Below are 16,120 nucleotides of genomic sequence, written 5' to 3'. Positions count from 1 at the left end.
ATACCGCGAAATGGACGAGCGCGCCACTTGGCAGGGCGTACGCCAGGGCCTGTGCGTTCAGACCATATTTACCACCAAGACGCCAAGACACGCAGGAAGAAAAGGGAACGAATACCACGAAGACGCGAGGGCACGAAGGCGACAAGAGGGTTCAGGGGGCAGGAAAGAAGGTTTGGGGAGCGCCATGCACGGTCGCTGCCCCCACATGCGGCTGCCTGACCACGTGACACCATGTCGGGTGGGGCTTCGATATGGGCGGCGCAGCGCGATAGGGCGCACACGATCCGCCCCTCCACCTGATGCGGGCGATTGCGGTCATCGGGGTGGGGGCGACGACCGCAATGCGGTTCATCGGGCTATTCGGGAGTGGCCTCTTCTGGGGGGTGTTCGGGCGGCGCTGGGGCGTGCGAGACAAACCTGCGGATGCGCCGCTCAAGCACCGAGCGCGGCAGGAAGACCTTGCGGTCGCAGGTGGTGCAGCGTATGCCGATCTCGGCACCGATCCGCACCACGGCCCAGGTGTCGCCGCCGCAGGGGTGGGCCTTGCGGGTCTGGATGATATCGCCTACGTGGATGGGTACTGGTGTTCCTGCCATAGCGCTGCGTCCCTCCGGTCGCCTTAGCTGTGCTTCACCTCGGACCAGAGCTGGAGCTTCTCCTCATCTGACAGCGCCTTGAGGCGCAGCCCTCTGCGCTCGGCCAGTGCTTCCATGGCCAGGAACCGCCTGCGGAACTTGGCGGTGGCCTCGCGCAGTGCCGACTCGGCATCGATCTTCAGGCGATGGGCCAGCTTGGTGATGATCAGCAGCAGGTCGCCCAGCTCTTCGTGCATGTCGGATGGCGATCGGATGTCGGGCTGCTGGTTGATCGCCTCGTTGACCTCGGACAGCTCCTCGTAGATCTTGTCGATCTCCCAGATGATGCTATCGGCCTCGAAGCCGGCCTTGGCGGCCTTCTTCACCGTGTCCTGCGCCAGCGCCAGCGCGGGCAGCGTCTCGGGCACGCCATCCAGGGTGCCACGGGCGGCCTTGCCCTGCTCTTGGCGCTCGGCCTGCTTGATCGCGTCCCAGGCCTTCAACACCTCGGTGCTGGTCTCGGCGGTCTCGTCGCCGAACACATGCGGGTGGCGGCGGATGAGCTTGGTGGCGAGGTGGTGGTAGACATCGTCGAGCGAGAACTCGCCAGCCTGACGCCCGATCTCGGCGTGGAGCAGGATCTGCAGCAGCAGGTCGCCCAGCTCCTCGGCCAGCTCATCGGTCTGGCCCTGGTCGATGGCCTCAAGCACCTCGTGGGTCTCGCCCAGCAGATCTTTGCGCAGCGAGCGGTGGGTCTGCTCGCGGTCCCAGGGGCAGCCCTTCGGCCCCAGCAGCCGAGCGATGATCGTGGTGGGGCCATCGGCGCTCCAGCGGTCGTCGAGCAGGGCGAGCGGGGCGATGTAGAGCGCGCTGCCGGGCTGGGGATGCTGGGCGGGCAGATCGGCCAGGGTGCCGCGCCACAGCGGCTGGCCCTCGGCGCTGGCCAGGGTCAGCGGGTGGCTGGGCGGGTAGCGCCGCCCGAGCGACAGGGCCAGCGCCGAGGGCGAGCTGGCGTCCATATCGGCCAGGATGGCGGGGCGGGTGGCGAGCAGCGGGTAGGGCTGCAGCAGCGGCAGGTAGGGGCCTCGGCCCTGGATCTCGGACCAGGCTTGATCGGCGGGCGCGCTGGCCTCGGGCCAGTGGGCGCGGCTGGGGATGAGGTCGGCAGCGCGGAGGATCTGCAGCCCGTGTGCGAGCGGGTCGATGCCGATAGCCCTGCAGATATTTTCGATGCTAGTAAGTGATGACATGGTGAGCGATTCTCCGCATACAGATGCAATAGCAAAGGCACAAAGCATACGACGCTTGCGGCGTTGTACACCCTATGCCTTTGGGCATCAGAGCTAGGATGGAGGGCTAGAATGCGATGGCTGGCCGACCGTGGTGTGCTACTGGCGCTGTCGTCGGCGGCGCAGGGCGAATGCAAAGCCCACGATACCAGCGGCCACCAGCAGGTTGATGCCGATCAGCAGGCCGGCAGCCTGGGGCTGCAGCGGCGGGGCCTCCAGCCGTTTGCGCTGGCTGCCCTGCTGGGGCGTGGCGGCGGGGCTGGTCGGGCCTGGCTCCTGGGCTGCGGGTGCGGCCAGCGCGGCGGCCTGCGCCGTGTGGGTGGGCAGGGCGGCTTCGCTGGCCGCGCTGCAGAGCGCGAGCGCCAGCATGGCTTTCACAAGAAGGGTATACAGGCTGCGCATAGTGTGGCTGGGGGTGGGCGCGTGCTGGGCACGGCCCGCCCCGATAGAGTTGGCTACGGCGTTACGGTGGCCTCGGCGGTGGCCTCGGCGGTGGCCTCAGGGGCGGCCTCGGCGGTGCCCTCGGCAGGCTGCAGATCGCTGGGCAGCTCGCCAGGCACCGCGACGGTGGGCGTCGGGTAGACCGGCTCGACCAGCTGGTTGGCGGTCTTCAGCGCGGCGCGCTTCTCGTCCAGCAGCTTCTGCAGGGCCTCCTGCTGCTTCTGGTAGACGGCGTACTCAAGCTGCTGCTTGATGTTCTCCTCGATCTGCTCGGGGGTGTAGCGCGGCCCCTTGGTGCGGCTGTCCAGGTGCATCACGTGGTAGCCGTACTGGGTCTTCACCGGCTCTTTGGTGGTCTCGCCGGGCTGCAGATCCTCGAAGGTGGCCTTGTCGAACTCGGCGACCATCTGGCCCTTCTCCACGTTCTCGTAGAGCCCGCCGTTGTCCTTCGAGCCGGGGTCGGTCGAGAGCTCCTTGGCCAGGTCCTCGAACTTCTCGCCCTTGTCGAGCCGCTCGATCACCTTCTTGGCCTCCTCCTCGGTGGCCACCAGGATGTGGCGCACGTTGGCCTTCTCGATCTCCTCTTTGCCCTGCTGCTCCACCGTGGCGCGCACTTCCTTCTCCACCGTGTCGGTGGTCACCAGGGTGCTGCTGATCTTCTCGCGGGCCACGATGGCGGTGACGAGCTGGCGGAAATTGGGGTCGGTCGAGCTCTCGAATCCCAGCTGGCCCTGGATGGCATCTTCTAGGGTCGAGCCCTGCGCCTTCATGCTCTCGTCGATCTTCTTTATCTGGTTCTCGACATCGGCATCTTCCACGCCCACGCTCTTGTCTTTGGCCACGGCCAGCGTCAGGTGCTCGTCGAAGAACAGCTCGACCAGGCTTGGCTCGATCTGGGTGGCGGTGGGCTTCTGCGCGCCCTGCGACTGCTTCTCGACGGCATCCTGGATGCGCTTGATCCGCGCGTCCAGCTCGCCGCGGGTGAGCGTGGCGTTGCCCACGCTGGCGACCACCAGCGCAGGGTCGCCGCTGGTGGTGGCGGCCTCGGCGGTGGCACCAGCGCCAGCGGTGGCGGGTGCGGCGGATGCGGCCGGGGCTGCCGTGGTGTTGGCGGCTGCGCCAGCGGTGGCCGTGGTGTTGCTGGCGGCGGGGCCACCGCACGCGCTGATCGCGAGGGCGGCAATACCGACGATCGTCACATGTTTGATCTTCACTGTGGCTCCTTCAGTGCGCAGGGGCGCGGCTGTGCGCCGGGCGGATCTGCGCGGGTGCGGTGCGCGACAGGTCGCGCCTAGGCAATCTATTTCCCTTTGGAGTCGTTCAGGCTGAGCACAGCCATGAACGCCTCTTGGGGGATCTCGACATTACCCACCATCTTCATGCGCTTCTTGCCTTCTTTTTGCTTTTCCAGCAGCTTGCGCTTGCGGGTGATGTCGCCGCCGTAACATTTTGCCAGCACATCTTTGCGCATGGCCTTGATCGTCTCGCGGGCGATGATCTTCGCGCCCACGGCTGCCTGGATGGGCACCTCGAACTGCTGGCGGGGGATGAGGCTGCGCAGCTTCTCGGCCAGCGCGCGCCCCTGGTTGTAGGCGAAGTCGCGGTGGACGATCAGCGAGAGCGCGTCGACCTGCTGGCCGCCGACCAGGATGTCCAGCTTGACCAGATCGGCCTCCTGGTAGCCCGCCAGCGCGTAGTCGAGCGAGGCGTAGCCCTGGGTGCGGCTCTTCAGCTGGTCGTAGAAATCGATCACGATCTCGCCCAGCGGGATGCGGTACTTCAGGTGCACGCGGGTCGGGTCGATGTAGTCCATGGTCTCGAAGGTGCCGCGCTTGCCCGTCACCAGCTCCATGATCGTGCCGATGTAGCGGGTGGGCGTGAAGATGCTGATCTGCATCACCGGCTCCTCGATGCTGGAGATCAGGCCGACCTCGGGCATCTCGGATGGGTTGTCGACGGTGATGATGTCGCCGTTGGTCTGGAGCACCTGGTACTCCACGCTGGGCGCGGTGATCAGCAGCTCAAGGTTGTACTCGCGCTCCAGGCGCTCGCGCACGATCTCCATGTGCAGCAGGCCCAGGAAGCCGCAGCGGAAGCCGAAGCCCAGCGCCGCCGAGGTCTCTGGCTCGAAGGCCAGCGCGGCGTCGTTCATCTTCAGCTTCTCCAGGGCCTCGCGCAGCTCGACATACTGGATGGAGTCGACGGGGTAGAGGCCGGCGAAGACCATGGGCTTGGCCGGGCGGTAGCCGGAGAGCGCCTCGGTGGCGGGGCGGCCTGCCAGGGTGATGGTGTCGCCCACCTGGCACTCGCCCACGTCCTTCAGGCCGGTGGCGATGTAGCCCGTCTCGCCGGGGCCGAGCTCATCCTGGGGGAACATGGCCGGGCGGAACGAGCCGATCTCCAGCGTCTCGGCCTCGGCCTCGGTGCCGATCATGCGCACGCGCGCGCCGCTCTTGATCGTGCCCTCCATCACGCGCACGTAGGCGATCACGCCCTTGTAGGCGTCGTAGTGCGAGTCGAAGATCAGGGCGCGCACAGGCTTGTCGGCGTCGCCGACAGGCGGGGGCACGCGCTCGATCACGGCCTCCAGGATCTCGCGCACGCCGATGCCCTGCTTGGCCGAGGCGAACACGCATTCTTCCTTGGGCAGGCCGATCACATCCTCCACCTCCTGCGCCACGTGCTGCGGCTCTGCGCCGGGCAGGTCGATCTTGTTGATCACGGGGATGATCGTCAGGTTGTGCTCTAGCGCCAGGTAGACATTGGCCAGGGTCTGGGCCTCGATGCCCTGGGCGGCATCCACCACCAGAATAGCGCCCTCGCAGGCGGCCAGCGCGCGCGAGACCTCGTAGGTGAAGTCGACGTGCCCCGGGCAGTCGATCAGGTTCAGCTCGTAGGTCTCGCCATTATCGGCGGTGTAGTTCATGCGCACGGCCTTGGCCTTGATCGTGATGCCTTTCTCACGCTCAAGGTCCATGGCGTCGAGCAGCTGCTCGCGGCGCTCGCGCGCGCTGATGGTTCCAGTTAGTTCGAGAAATCGATCGGAAAGAGTGGTTTTTCCATGATCAATGTGGGCAACAATCGAGAAATTGCGAATTCTGCTCTGATCCTGCATACCATTTATCTACTTCATGAGGTGTGGCTGGTTTGGATACATATGCGGCGCAGTATAGCAGCATCGCGCCCCTTGCGCAAAGGGCATGTAGCTGGCAGGAAGCGGCTTTCTGCCCGCCTTTATACCGAAACTCTTACATGCACTTAACATAGTCTTAGCATCGGGTGGGTACTATAGCACGCCAAGTGCGGAAGAGCGTGGCGATCCTTGATCAGATCTTACCTTTCTTGCTGGCTCAGCCTCTCACTGATCTGTGAAAAGACATTCATCAGATGCTCATTATTCCGCATCACGGAGCTATATGCGCAGTCCGTTGACGTGCCTGAGAAACCGTGATAGCATACCGGATTATCGCTGGCTGGCTACGAAAACGACCGCCGACTGGAGAGGTAGGAACCATGCGCGACCGCTATGTGAAGCAGCTGAAGACGGTACATGATGACCTGCTGCGGATGGGCAGCCGGGTGGAACATTCGCTAGCCGATGCGATGCGCGCCCTAGAGACCTGGGACACGGCCCTGGCCGACCTCGTGATCGCTGGCGATAAAGAGATCGACGTGGCCCGCAACCAGATCGAGGAGGCCGTGCAGCAGCTGCTGGCCACCCAGCAGCCAGTGCTGGCCACCGACCTGCGCACCCTGAACGCCACCGTGGCGATCGCGGGCGAGCTTGAGCGCGCTGGCGACTACGCCAAGGGCATCGCCAAGCGGGTGGGCCGCTGCCTGCGCGCCCCCGAGCTGATCGAGACCCCCGGCGGCCTGCACCGCCTGGGCGAGTACGCCCAGCAGATGCTCAACGCCTCGCTCGACTGCTTCGTGCGGCTGGATGTGAACCTGGCCCGCACGCTGGCCTACGAGGACGAGAAGGTGGACGACCTGGAGGATCAGGTCTCCGCCGAGCTGATGAACGCGGCGCGCGCCAACCCCGGCACGCTCGACTGCGTGATCAACCTGCTGGATGTCTCGCATACGCTGGAGCGCGTGGCCGACCGCTCGACCAACATCGCCGAGCGCGTGATCTATATCGCCACCAGCCAGACCGAGGCGCTGAACGTCTAGCGTCCGCACGGCTTCCTACCCATTTCCTCGGCACCCAGGCACCATAGCGGTGTCTGGGTGCTGGCCTTTTTTGGAGGAGGAGAGACTATGACCGACACAGCCTACCGCGCCGCCTACGAGGGCGCGGCGCTCTATGACGAGGGCGGGTATGGCCGCATCCGCATGCGCGGCGCGAGCGCGGCGGATCTGCTGCACCGGCTTTCGACCAACGATATCGTGCACCTGGGCATGGGCCAGGGGCTACGCACCGTTCTGACCACGCCGATCGGCAGGATCATCGATCTGCTCACAGTCTACCGGCTGGAGGATGCGCTGGTGCTGATCACCGGGCCGGGCCAGGGCGGGCCGGTCTACTCGCATCTGCGCAAGAATATCTTCTTCAACGACAAGGTGACGCTGGAGCCGATGGGCCAGTCGCACGCCCAGCTGGCGCTGTATGGCCCAGGCGCGGCCCCGCTGCTAGAGCAGCTGGCGGGCGCGCCGCTGCCCGATCTGGCGCTGCACGCCAGCGCCGAGCTGGTGCTGGCGGGCGCGCCCACGCTGGTGGCGCGCGCGCTGCCGCTGGGCGGCGCTGGCTTCCGCCTAGTGGTGCCCGCCGAGCACGCCGCCGCGCTGCGCGATGCGCTGGCCGCCGGTGGGGCCGCCGCGCTGGATGAGGCGACCTTCGACCTGCTGCGGGTAGAGCACGGCTACGCCGCCGTCGGGCACGAGCTGGGGCAGGAGTACATCCCGCTGGAGACCGGCCTGACCGACGCGGTGAGCTTCCGTAAGGGCTGCTATGTGGGCCAGGAGATCATCGCGCGGATGGAGAGCCGTGGGCGCATGGCCAAGCGGCTGTGCGGCCTGCGGCTCTCCTCGGCGGATGTGGGCGGGCTGGCCACCCCGGCCAAGCTGGATGTGGGCGGGAAGGAGGCCGGCGATCTGACCAGCGTGGTGGTGTCGCCGCGTCTGGGGCCGGTGGCGCTGGCCTATGTGCGCACCGCCCACGCCGAGCAGGGGGCGCAGGTGGGCATCGCGGGCAGCTCGCTGACCGCCGAGGTGGTGGAGCTGCCGTTTGAGGCCTAGCGATGCGCTCGGGCGAGGCTAAGGGCCATGGGGGATCACTTCCCCATGGCCTTCGCTATTTCTTCTCGCTGTCTCTGGCCCGCTTCTTCGCCGCCAGCAGTCGCGCGAACTGCTCGTCGCTCATTGCCGCGCCGCCCTGGGGCTTGGGGGCGGGCTTGGTCGGCGCGGGCCTGGGTGCAGCCTGGGGCGCTGGGCGCGGCTGGGGCGCGGCTGCTTGGGGCGCAGCGGCCTGGGGTGGCTCGGGCGTGGCCACGCGGGCCTGGGCGCGCTGTTTGGCCTGGCCCAGCCGCGCCATGGCCGGGATCGGCTGGGGCGCGGCGGCCCGCTGGCGCGCGGGCACCAGCGAGCGCAGCGGGATGAACACGCGCCGCACCGCGATGTCGAGCGGCAGCAGGGCGAAGGCCAGCAGCAGCAGCGTGATGCCCAGCTCGTAGACCGCGCTGAAGGGCTGGGCCAGCCGCTCGTACGCCGTGTCGGCGGGCGGGTCCACGCGACCGGCGGTGGCGCGGGCGATATCGGCCAGCAGGCTGGGGTTGGCGCGCTGCTGGCCATACTCGGGCGAGTAGCTCATCACCACGCCGCCCTTGGCGGTGCCTGCGGGCGCGCCCTGGGCGTCCACCGCCGCCACCTGCGCCAGATACACGCCGATGTCGTGCGCGGGAGCGGTGGCGCGGTACTCGCCCGCGCCCACCTGGGTGAAGGTGAGCTTCTGGCCCGGCTGGCTCTGGCTCTGCTGGTCTTGCGGGGCCAGTAGATTGCCCGACACCGCCAGGTTGGGCACCGGCTGGCCGCTGGCATCCTGCGCGCGCGCCGTGAGCACCACCTGATCGCCCTGGGCGCTGGCCTCCAGTGTCAGGCCGGTGTCGCCCTGGGGCGGCACCAGCATGTCGATAAAGCCCGCCATAAAGCGCGGGAACGCATCCCAGCGCAGCAGCTGGGCGCTCCACCGTCCGTCGAGGTCGCTGGCCCATGCGACGGTGCGGCCCAGCCCCACCTGCTCCTGGGCCAGCAGCGGCTTGCTGTCGTCGGTCACGAGGATGGTGCGGGCGCTGCTTTTCAGCTCGGTGCCGTTGTAGCCGCGCAGCGTGGGGAAGCTGGTGATGCCGCGCAGCGCCGCGCTGCTGAGCGCCAGCATGGGCGTGAAGTCGCGGTCGATCAGGTCGCGCCCGGCGATGATCACGGTCTCCTGAAGGAAGATGTTGGGGATCTGCTGGGCCGAGCGCACCTGATAGTAGCGCCCGCCGCCCTGCTTGGCGATACCCTCTAGGTTAGGGTTGGCGTCGTCGCCCAGCGCCACGGTGGAGATGGTGACGCCCTGCGCGTTCATCTGCTGCACCAGCTGGGCGTAGTTGTCGTCGGCCAGCCCGTCGGTCAGCAGGATGACATGTCTGATCTTGGCCTGGCTCTGCTGCATAGCTCCAGCGGCCAGCTGCATGCCGGGCAGGATGTCGGTGCCGCCGTCGGGGTCGAAGGTGCTGAGGGCTTGCTCGATCGCGGTGGTGTCGGGCATCTGCTGCAGCGGCAGCACCCAGCGGGCCATGTCGTCGAACACCACTAGGCCGATCTGATCCTGCGGGGTGAGGCCCAGGCTGGCCTGGTACACCGCCTCCTTGGCTAGGTCGAGCTTGGTGCGCGTGCCGCTGCCGCTGGCCTCGGCCATGCTGCCGCTGTGGTCGATCACCATGGTGAGGGCCACGTCAGGACGCATCATGGTGTCGACCGGGTCAAGCTCCACCGGCAGGATGGGCGCGATGGCGGTGCGCCGGTAGCCGCCCGCCCCGAAGCTGTGCTGCCCGCCGATCATGGCGAAGCCGCCGCCTAGCTCGCGCACATAGGTCGGGATGTTCTCCATCAGGGCGTGCGGCAGGTCGCGCGCCCGCGTGTCAAACAGGATGACGGCGGCGTACTCGCTCAGCTGGGCCAGCTCGGTGGGCGCGTGGCTGGGGTCGCTCACCACAGGCTGCGCGCCGCCCGCCTCCAGCGCGGCCCGCAGGCTCTCGGCCTTGTCTGGCTCGGCGGCGACGATCAGCAGCCTGGGTGGCCCTTTGATCTCGGTGAAGGTGGCGGTGCGGTTGTTCTGGCTGGTGGCGTCGCCCTGGGCCTGCACCTGCACATCGATCTTGCGGTAGCCCGCCGCGCCCGCGGGCAGCTGGAAGCTGATGCTCGACTGCCCCTGGGGGATCTCGCGCTCCTGGCTGAGCGCCAGCTGGCCATCCACAAACACCTGCACGCTGCCGCGCGTGGCGTAGCTCGACTCGATCTGGGCGGTCACGCTGATCTCTTGGCCGAGCCGCGCGCTGCCGGGCGTGTCGATCCGGCGCACCAGCACATCCTGGCCCACGTCGGCTGGCAGGTTCACCACATCGATCGGGATCTTGCCCAGCCTGGCCAGCTGCGCGGCCTCGCCCACGGTGCCCAGGTTGTTGCCGCCGTCGGAGAGCAGCACCAGCCGCTTCTGGGTGTCGTTGGGAAACAGCGCCATGCCTAGCTGGATGGCGTCGGGCAGGCTGGTGCGCGCGCCCACGGGTGCGGATGCCAGCCGCCCGAGCGCGGACAGATCGCCGGGGGCGTGCTCGACCAGTGCGTTTTTGCCGAACACCACAATGCCGGTGCGGTCGCCTGCGCGCTGCCGCTGGAGCGCCTGATCGACATACTGCTCTTGCTGGGCGCGCTGGCTGTCGCCCACCGAGTCCGAACGATCCAGCAGGAAAATAGTGGTGATCGCGCTGGCCGGGAAGGTCAGCTGCGCGCCAGCGATGCCCAGGATGAGCGCCAGCATGATGGCGGTGCGCAGCGCGAGGCTGGCCACCTGCCGCCAGCGGGCCGTGCGGCGCGGCGCGACCAGCGCGGGCAACCACAGCAGTGGTATGAGCGCTAGCAGGAGAAGCGCCAGCGGTGAGAGAAAGCTGATCTGTGGCATCGTATTGGCCTATTCCTCGCCTCTGGCGCGCTTGCGGGCCTGCTCCTGGGCGGCGCGCAGCTTCTCCAGTTCGGCCTCTTTGCCTACGGCTTTGGGTGCGGCTGGCGCGCTGGGTGTGGGGATCTTGAGCGTCTTGGGTATCGGCGGCAGCGCCCACGCGCTGCGCGGGGCGGTGGCCAGGGTCGGGCCGCGTCTGCCGAACAGCCTGCGGATGGCGATGTCGAAGGGTAGCAGCGCCAGGGCCAGGGCCAGCAGCGCCAGCGCGATCTCGCTGGCCGCGCCCTGGCTGCGCAGGTTGGGCGCGAAGGCCTCGGCGGGTGCGATGCCCTGCCGCCCGCCGCTGATCTGGGCCAGCTGACTAAGCAGCGCGGGGTTGGCGTTGCGGGTCTGGTACTCGGCGCTCTGCGGCACGGCGGCACCGGCGGTGGCCAGCCCCACGGTCGCGCCCGCGCTGTCCTTGGCCTCAAGCTGCACTAGGTAGGCCCCCGGCGCGGCGTCGCTCACGGCGGCGCGGTAGCGGCCCGGCCCCACCTCGCTCAGCGGCACCTCCACGGCGGGCTGGTCGCCGCGCAGCAGCCGCGCGGTGATCGTCAGCCCCGAGCGCGCCTGCTGCTGGGTGTTGCTGGCCTGCGCCTCCAGCAGCAGCTGGCCGTTTACCGTCTCGGTCTGCAGGGCGAGGCCCGAGTCCTCGCGTGCGGGCAGCAGCCAGCCCACCAGCTGGGCGCAGAATCGCTGGTAGCCTTCCCAGGTGGTCCAGCCGTTGGCCCAGCGCCCGCCCAGATCGCTGGTCCATGCGGCGGATCGGCCCAGGCCATACTGCCACACCGCCAGCACGGGGTCGCCGCGCTCGCTGTTCATCAGCACCTGCGCGGTCTGCTTGGGCGTCGTCACCACGCGCCCCTGCAGCTTGGGCACGCCGTCGATCGCGCGCAGGATGGGGTGGTCGTTAATTCTGCCCGGTGTAAAGTCTTCTTCCACCACATAGGGCCGCACCACGGCCTGCGTCTCGTCAGCTAGGATCGACGGCAGCTCGCTGGCCTTGGTGGTCAGGAAGAAGCGCCCGCCGCCCTCGTGCACCGCGCCCTGGAGGAACGGCACATCCTTGCCATCGCCGATCGCGATCGAGGTGAGCGTCACCTGCTGGCCGCGCAGCCGCTTGATGATGTCGATGGCCCCTTCCTGCTGCTCGGTGTCGGCGCCGTCGGTGATGGTGATGATATGCTTGACACTCATCTGCGTTCTGGACAGCCGCCGCTCGACCTCGGACAGGCCATCGAAGATGTTGATGCCGCCGCCGCCCGGCTCCATTTTGCTCAGCAGCGACACGGCCTCATTTCTGCGGCTGCCGGGGATCGGCCCCACCACTTGGCCGGGCGCTTCGTCGAAGGGGATGACGGTGATCTCGTCGCTGTCGCGCATCAGCGTGGCGATCTGGGCCGCGCCGTCAGCGGCCAGCTGCAGCTTGGTCTTGCCATCCTCCTCCTGCGACATGCTGCCCGAGGTGTCGATCAGCACCACGATGCTCACCGGCGGGATCTCGTACTGCGTGGGGATATCCATGTCCACCGGCAGCGCCGCCTCGATCGGTGTGTCGCGCCAGCTGCCAGCGCCAAACGCCTGGGTGCCGCCCACCATGATCAGGCCGCGCCCTAGGTCGTGCACGAAGGTGGCCAGGGCACTCTGGGCGCGGGCCGATACGGCGCGCTTGGGCGTGTCGATCAGCGCCACCGCATCGTATTCGGCCAGCTGGCCGATGCTCTCGGGCAGGGCCTGGGGCTTGATCACGCTCACCTCGATGCCGCTGGATGCGAGCGCCCCGGCCAGGTTTTTGGCGGCATCGGGGCTGCCCTCGGCCAGCAGCACGCGGGGCCTGCCGGTGATGAAGGTGTAGGCCTCGGCGGCGTTGTTCTCGGGCCGCACGTCGCCCTCCACGCTCAGCCGCACGGTGTAGCGGCTAAACTGCTGGGTGGGCGGCGGCAGCACCACGTCCATATCCGCGCTGCCCTGCGGCAGGTCGACGCGCTGGTTGACCAGAACTTGGCCGTCTGGACCTTCGATCCGAAGCTGTCCCGCCGTCGCCTGGGTGCTCTCCAGCGTCATCTGCAGCCGCAGCTGCTGGCCCACGCGGGCGCTGGCGGGCAGCCGCACGCGGCTCACCTGGGCATCCAGCCCATCGGGCAGGCCGTTCAGCGGCACAATATCGATCGGGATGCCGCGCTCGGCGGCGATCCGCGCGGCGGCCTGCGCGTCGCCACGGTTCTCGCCCCCGTCGGAGAGCAGCACCAGCCGCTGGTGGCCCTCCTGCGGCAGCATGGAGAGGCCCAGCTGGATGGCCGAGGCGATGTCGCTGGCGCTGCCTGCGGGGTGCGCGGCGATCTGGCCCAGCGTGGTCTCCTGCTGCGGCGCGCGCTCGACCAGGGCCTGGCTGCCGAACACCACCACGCCCGCCGCATCCTCGTTGGGCATGGCGGCCAGCGCGCTCTGGATGAAGCCCTCGGCCTGGGCGCGCTGCGACAGCGCCACCGAGTCCGAGCCATCCAGCAGGAAGATAGTGGTGGTGGTGTCTTGTCGGCGCACCGCCTGTGTGCCTGCCAGCGCCCCGATCAGCCCTAGCATGATGGCGGTGCGCAGCGCCAGGCTGGCCCAGCGCCGCGCGCCGGCCAGCTTGTGCGGCCCCAGCAGCGCCAGCGCCCACATGGGCGGCAGCAGCAGCAGCAGCCAGAGCAGCTCGGGGTGGATGAAGGTCAGGCGCATGGGCGTTTTGCTTCGCTATCTGATCGGCTGCGATCGACGCCGCAGTAGTCGCTCGCGCAGGTAGGCGATGCCGCTACGCTGGTACACAAGCCATTCTATCACGAGCACGGCCAGCGCCACCGCCGCCAGCCAGCGCCAGATCTCCTGCCGCCCGACGCGGTTCTGCTCCTGGGTCTCGGCCTGCTGCAGGCCGCTGGCCTGGGCGATGGCCAGCTGGGATTTGGGCGCGATGGTCGATTCGCTGGCCGAGAACAGGTTGGCCGCGTAGCGTATGCGCCCAACGAGCTTCTGGCCCTGGTACTGCTCCACCACATATGGCCCTGGCTGGGTGGTGTCGGCGAAGATCGCCTGCCCGCTCTCGCGCACGGCCTCCACCACACCGCCATCGGGCTTGGTCACGCGCACGGCGGTGATGCTGTCATCCACTGGCAGCGCCAGCGGCTGCCCGGGCGCGATCTGGGCGGCGTCGGCACCGCTGCCTGGCACCAGGTAGCTCACCACGTTCGAGATCAGCAGCGGGAAGGCCACCTGAAGCGGCAGATCGGAGTTGTGGGTGCTGAAGCTGAGCACCACGATCCGCCTGCCCTCGTACTCGCCCGCCACGAGCATCGGCCCGCCGTCGCCATCCACCACGGTGCGCGCCCACGCCCCCGGCACCAGCGCGGTGGCGCGGCGCACGTGCACATCGCTCAGCGTCACATAGCGCAGCAGCGCATCTTCGCCAGTGCTGGGGTGCAGCGCGGGAAATTCGACCTGGCCGGTGACCGAGAAGAAGGCGGTGGAGCGCGGCGGGGCGATAAAGAACAGGTTGCCCGGCGGCAGCTGGGCGGGCACCACGCCATCCAGGATGGTCAGCGGCACCTGCGCGGCGGTCTCGGTGAAGGTGGTGGTGCTGGTGGGCATGCGCGTCACCTGGATGTTCGGCAGGCGGGCCAGCGCGGTCTCTAGGAAGCGGTTGCCCGGCCCCACGATCCGGATGCGGCTGCCCTCGCCCGCGTTGCTCACCGCCCACGCGCGGTCGTCCAGCGGCTGGGCATCCTCGTCGCTGGCGTCGAGCCGGGCCTCTACGGTGTGGACGGCGGCGGGCACCTCCACCGTCTGCGAGGCCGACTGGCCCGGCTTGATCTGCAGGCTGTAGGCGTTGAACAGCTCGCCATCCAGGTAGATGTCGAGCCGCCTGCTGGCCTCGGCGGTGCCGTAGTTGCTCACCTGCGCGAACATGGTCTGGCCCGCCGCGCTGCTCTCCAGCGTCAGCGCGCTGACGGCCAGATTTGCATCGCGCGACCCCACCGGGAAGAACCGCACCGTGGCGGGCACCTGCAGGTCGGCGGGCACGCTGGCGTTGCCATCGGAGAGCACGGCCACCTCGCTCTCGGCCTCGTGCGAGGCCAGCGCCGAGGCCAGCGTCAGCGCCTGCGCCAGGTCGCTGCCACTGTAGCGCAGCTGGATGCCCTGGATGGCATCGCGCAGCTGCCGCCTGTCGCTGCTCGATGAGGCGGGCACATCCATCTGGCCGCCCGCCGCGATCACGGTCGCCCGCCCGCCGTCGGGCAGCTGGTCGATCAGCGCGATCGCCTGCTGCTTGGCGGCATCGAGCCGGGTGCCGTTCGCGTCGGTCGCGCCCATGCTCTCCGAGCGGTCGATGATGACGATCAGGTTTTTGCCCGCGATGCCGGTGGTGCGGAAGAAGGGCCGCGCCAGCGCGAAGGCCAGCAGGGCTAGGATCAGCAGCTGCAGCAGCAGCAGGATGTTGCGGCGCAGCTTCTGCCAGGGCGCGTTGGCCTCCACATCGCGCACCATCTTCTTCCACAGGAAGGTGGAGGAGACGGTGCGCTCCTCGCGGCGCAGCTTCAGCAGGTACATCGCCACGATGATCGGGCCGATCACCGCCGCGCTCAGCAGGGCCAGTGGTGCAAGAAATGACATAGTGGTGTGGGGCCGCGCCAGGCCACACGGCCTGGCGCGGTAGCTCTTAGCGGATCGCGCCGCGACGTCGCATGTGGGTCAGCACGAACTCTTCGATCGGGATTGCGGTGTCGGCGAAGATGTAGGCGATGCCGCGACCGCTGCAGAATGACTCGATCTCGCCGCGCCACTGGCGCAGGCCCTCCTGGTAGCGCCGCAGGGTCTCAAGGTCGGCGGTGATCTCGATCGGCTCGCCGCCCTCGGCATCCAGCAGCCGGAAGTCGCCCTCCAGCGTCGGCTCGATCTCCTGCGGCGCGAGCGTGTGGATGACCGTGATCTCGAAGGGCCGGGTGGTGAGCGCGCGCAGGCCCTCCTCCCACTGCGGGTCCATCAGGTCGGAGCAGAGCAGCAGCGGGCCGGGGTTACGTGCGGTGCGCGCGTAGCGCCTGCAGGCCTCGGCGAAGCTGCCGCCGCGACCCACAGGCAGCTTCTGCAAAAAGTCGAATAGCGGGAAGGCCCCGCGCTTGCCGCGCACGCTCGGCAGCACGCGCCCGCCCTCGTTTGCGAAGGCCGTCACCGTCACCCGGTCCAGGCTGGAGAGCGCGATGTAGCCAAACGCACCAGCCGCCTGCCGTGCGAAGTGCAGCTTGTCGGGGTCGCCCCAGGCCATGGATGCGCTGTTATCTACCAGCAGGTGGATGCTCAGCTCCTCCTCGGCCACGAACAGCTTGAGGAAAAAGCGCTCCATGCGGGCGTAGAGGTTCCAGTCGATCTGGCGGATGTCGTCGCCCACCGTGTAGGGGCGGAAGTCCGCGAACTCAACCGAGCTGCCCCGGCGCGGGCTTCGCCGCTCGCCCTGGGTCTCGCCCAGCATGGCGTGACGGGTCAGCAGCGCCAAGCGGTCGAGCTTGCGCACGAAGGCGGCGTCGAAGAGCGGCGGTGCGGTGGTTGTGGTCATAGCGCTCCTTGGGGCTGGGCGCGGGGTGTGCCGCGCCCAG

Annotated in this window: 11 protein-coding genes; 2 read left to right on the top strand and 9 right to left on the bottom strand. The window is 68.5% G+C overall.

The features are described 5' to 3' along the window. Positions 1–356: 356 nt before the first annotated feature. The 5 genes from F8S13_15830 to lepA form a co-directional block, all read right to left on the bottom strand. On the bottom strand, positions 357–596 hold the full coding sequence (locus tag F8S13_15830; protein KAB8142019.1) for a DUF951 domain-containing protein: 240 nt from the start codon (positions 594–596) through the stop codon (positions 357–359). A gap of 23 nt (positions 597–619) precedes the next feature. Then, complete coding sequence (gene mazG / locus F8S13_15825) at positions 620–1,873, bottom strand: nucleoside triphosphate pyrophosphohydrolase (protein ID KAB8142018.1); 1,254 nt, start codon at positions 1,871–1,873, stop codon at positions 620–622. A gap of 90 nt (positions 1,874–1,963) precedes the next feature. Further along, the gene (locus tag F8S13_15820; protein ID KAB8142017.1) at positions 1,964–2,266 is read right to left on the bottom strand and encodes a hypothetical protein; all 303 of its coding nucleotides are present in this window, start codon (positions 2,264–2,266) and stop codon (positions 1,964–1,966) included. A 53-nt stretch (positions 2,267–2,319) separates the two neighbouring features. Beyond that, complete coding sequence (locus tag F8S13_15815) at positions 2,320–3,519, bottom strand: peptidylprolyl isomerase (GenBank protein KAB8142016.1); 1,200 nt, start codon at positions 3,517–3,519, stop codon at positions 2,320–2,322. A gap of 86 nt (positions 3,520–3,605) precedes the next feature. Next, on the bottom strand, positions 3,606–5,420 hold the full coding sequence (gene lepA / locus F8S13_15810) for an elongation factor 4 (GenBank protein KAB8142015.1): 1,815 nt from the start codon (positions 5,418–5,420) through the stop codon (positions 3,606–3,608). Between the two features lie 398 nt (positions 5,421–5,818). Here lepA and phoU point away from each other — a divergent pair, with 398 nt between their 5' ends. Further along, positions 5,819–6,478 (top strand): phosphate signaling complex protein PhoU, encoded by a 660-nt coding sequence (phoU, locus tag F8S13_15805; GenBank protein KAB8142014.1) that lies wholly within the window; start codon positions 5,819–5,821, stop codon positions 6,476–6,478. Positions 6,479–6,565: 87 nt separating this feature from the next. Further along, positions 6,566–7,543 carry a folate-binding protein YgfZ gene (locus tag F8S13_15800; GenBank protein KAB8142013.1) on the top strand — a complete coding sequence of 326 codons (978 nt, stop codon included), beginning with the start codon at positions 6,566–6,568 and terminating at the stop codon, positions 7,541–7,543. Positions 7,544–7,598: 55 nt separating this feature from the next. Here F8S13_15800 and F8S13_15795 read toward each other — a convergent pair whose 3' ends face one another. The 4 genes from F8S13_15795 to F8S13_15780 are packed head-to-tail and all read right to left on the bottom strand — an operon-like array spanning position 7,599 to position 16,080. Beyond that, positions 7,599–10,463: a VWA domain-containing protein gene (locus tag F8S13_15795; protein ID KAB8142012.1), complete on the bottom strand. Its 2,865-nt coding sequence runs from the start codon at positions 10,461–10,463 to the stop codon at positions 7,599–7,601. Between the two features lie 9 nt (positions 10,464–10,472). Next, positions 10,473–13,217 (bottom strand): VWA domain-containing protein, encoded by a 2,745-nt coding sequence (locus F8S13_15790; GenBank protein KAB8142011.1) that lies wholly within the window; start codon positions 13,215–13,217, stop codon positions 10,473–10,475. Positions 13,218–13,232: 15 nt separating this feature from the next. Continuing rightward, entirely contained in the window at positions 13,233–15,143 is a 1,911-nt protein-coding gene (locus F8S13_15785) for a VWA domain-containing protein (GenBank protein KAB8142010.1), read from the bottom strand. 46 nt (positions 15,144–15,189) lie between these two features. After that, positions 15,190–16,080: a DUF58 domain-containing protein gene (locus F8S13_15780; protein ID KAB8142009.1), complete on the bottom strand. Its 891-nt coding sequence runs from the start codon at positions 16,078–16,080 to the stop codon at positions 15,190–15,192. Between the last annotated feature and the right edge of the window lie 40 nt (positions 16,081–16,120).

It is taken from the genome of Chloroflexia bacterium SDU3-3 (assembly GCA_009268125.1).
GTDB lineage: Bacteria > Chloroflexota > Chloroflexia > Chloroflexales > Roseiflexaceae > SDU3-3.
This window is presented reverse-complemented; position numbering and strand designations above follow the sequence as displayed.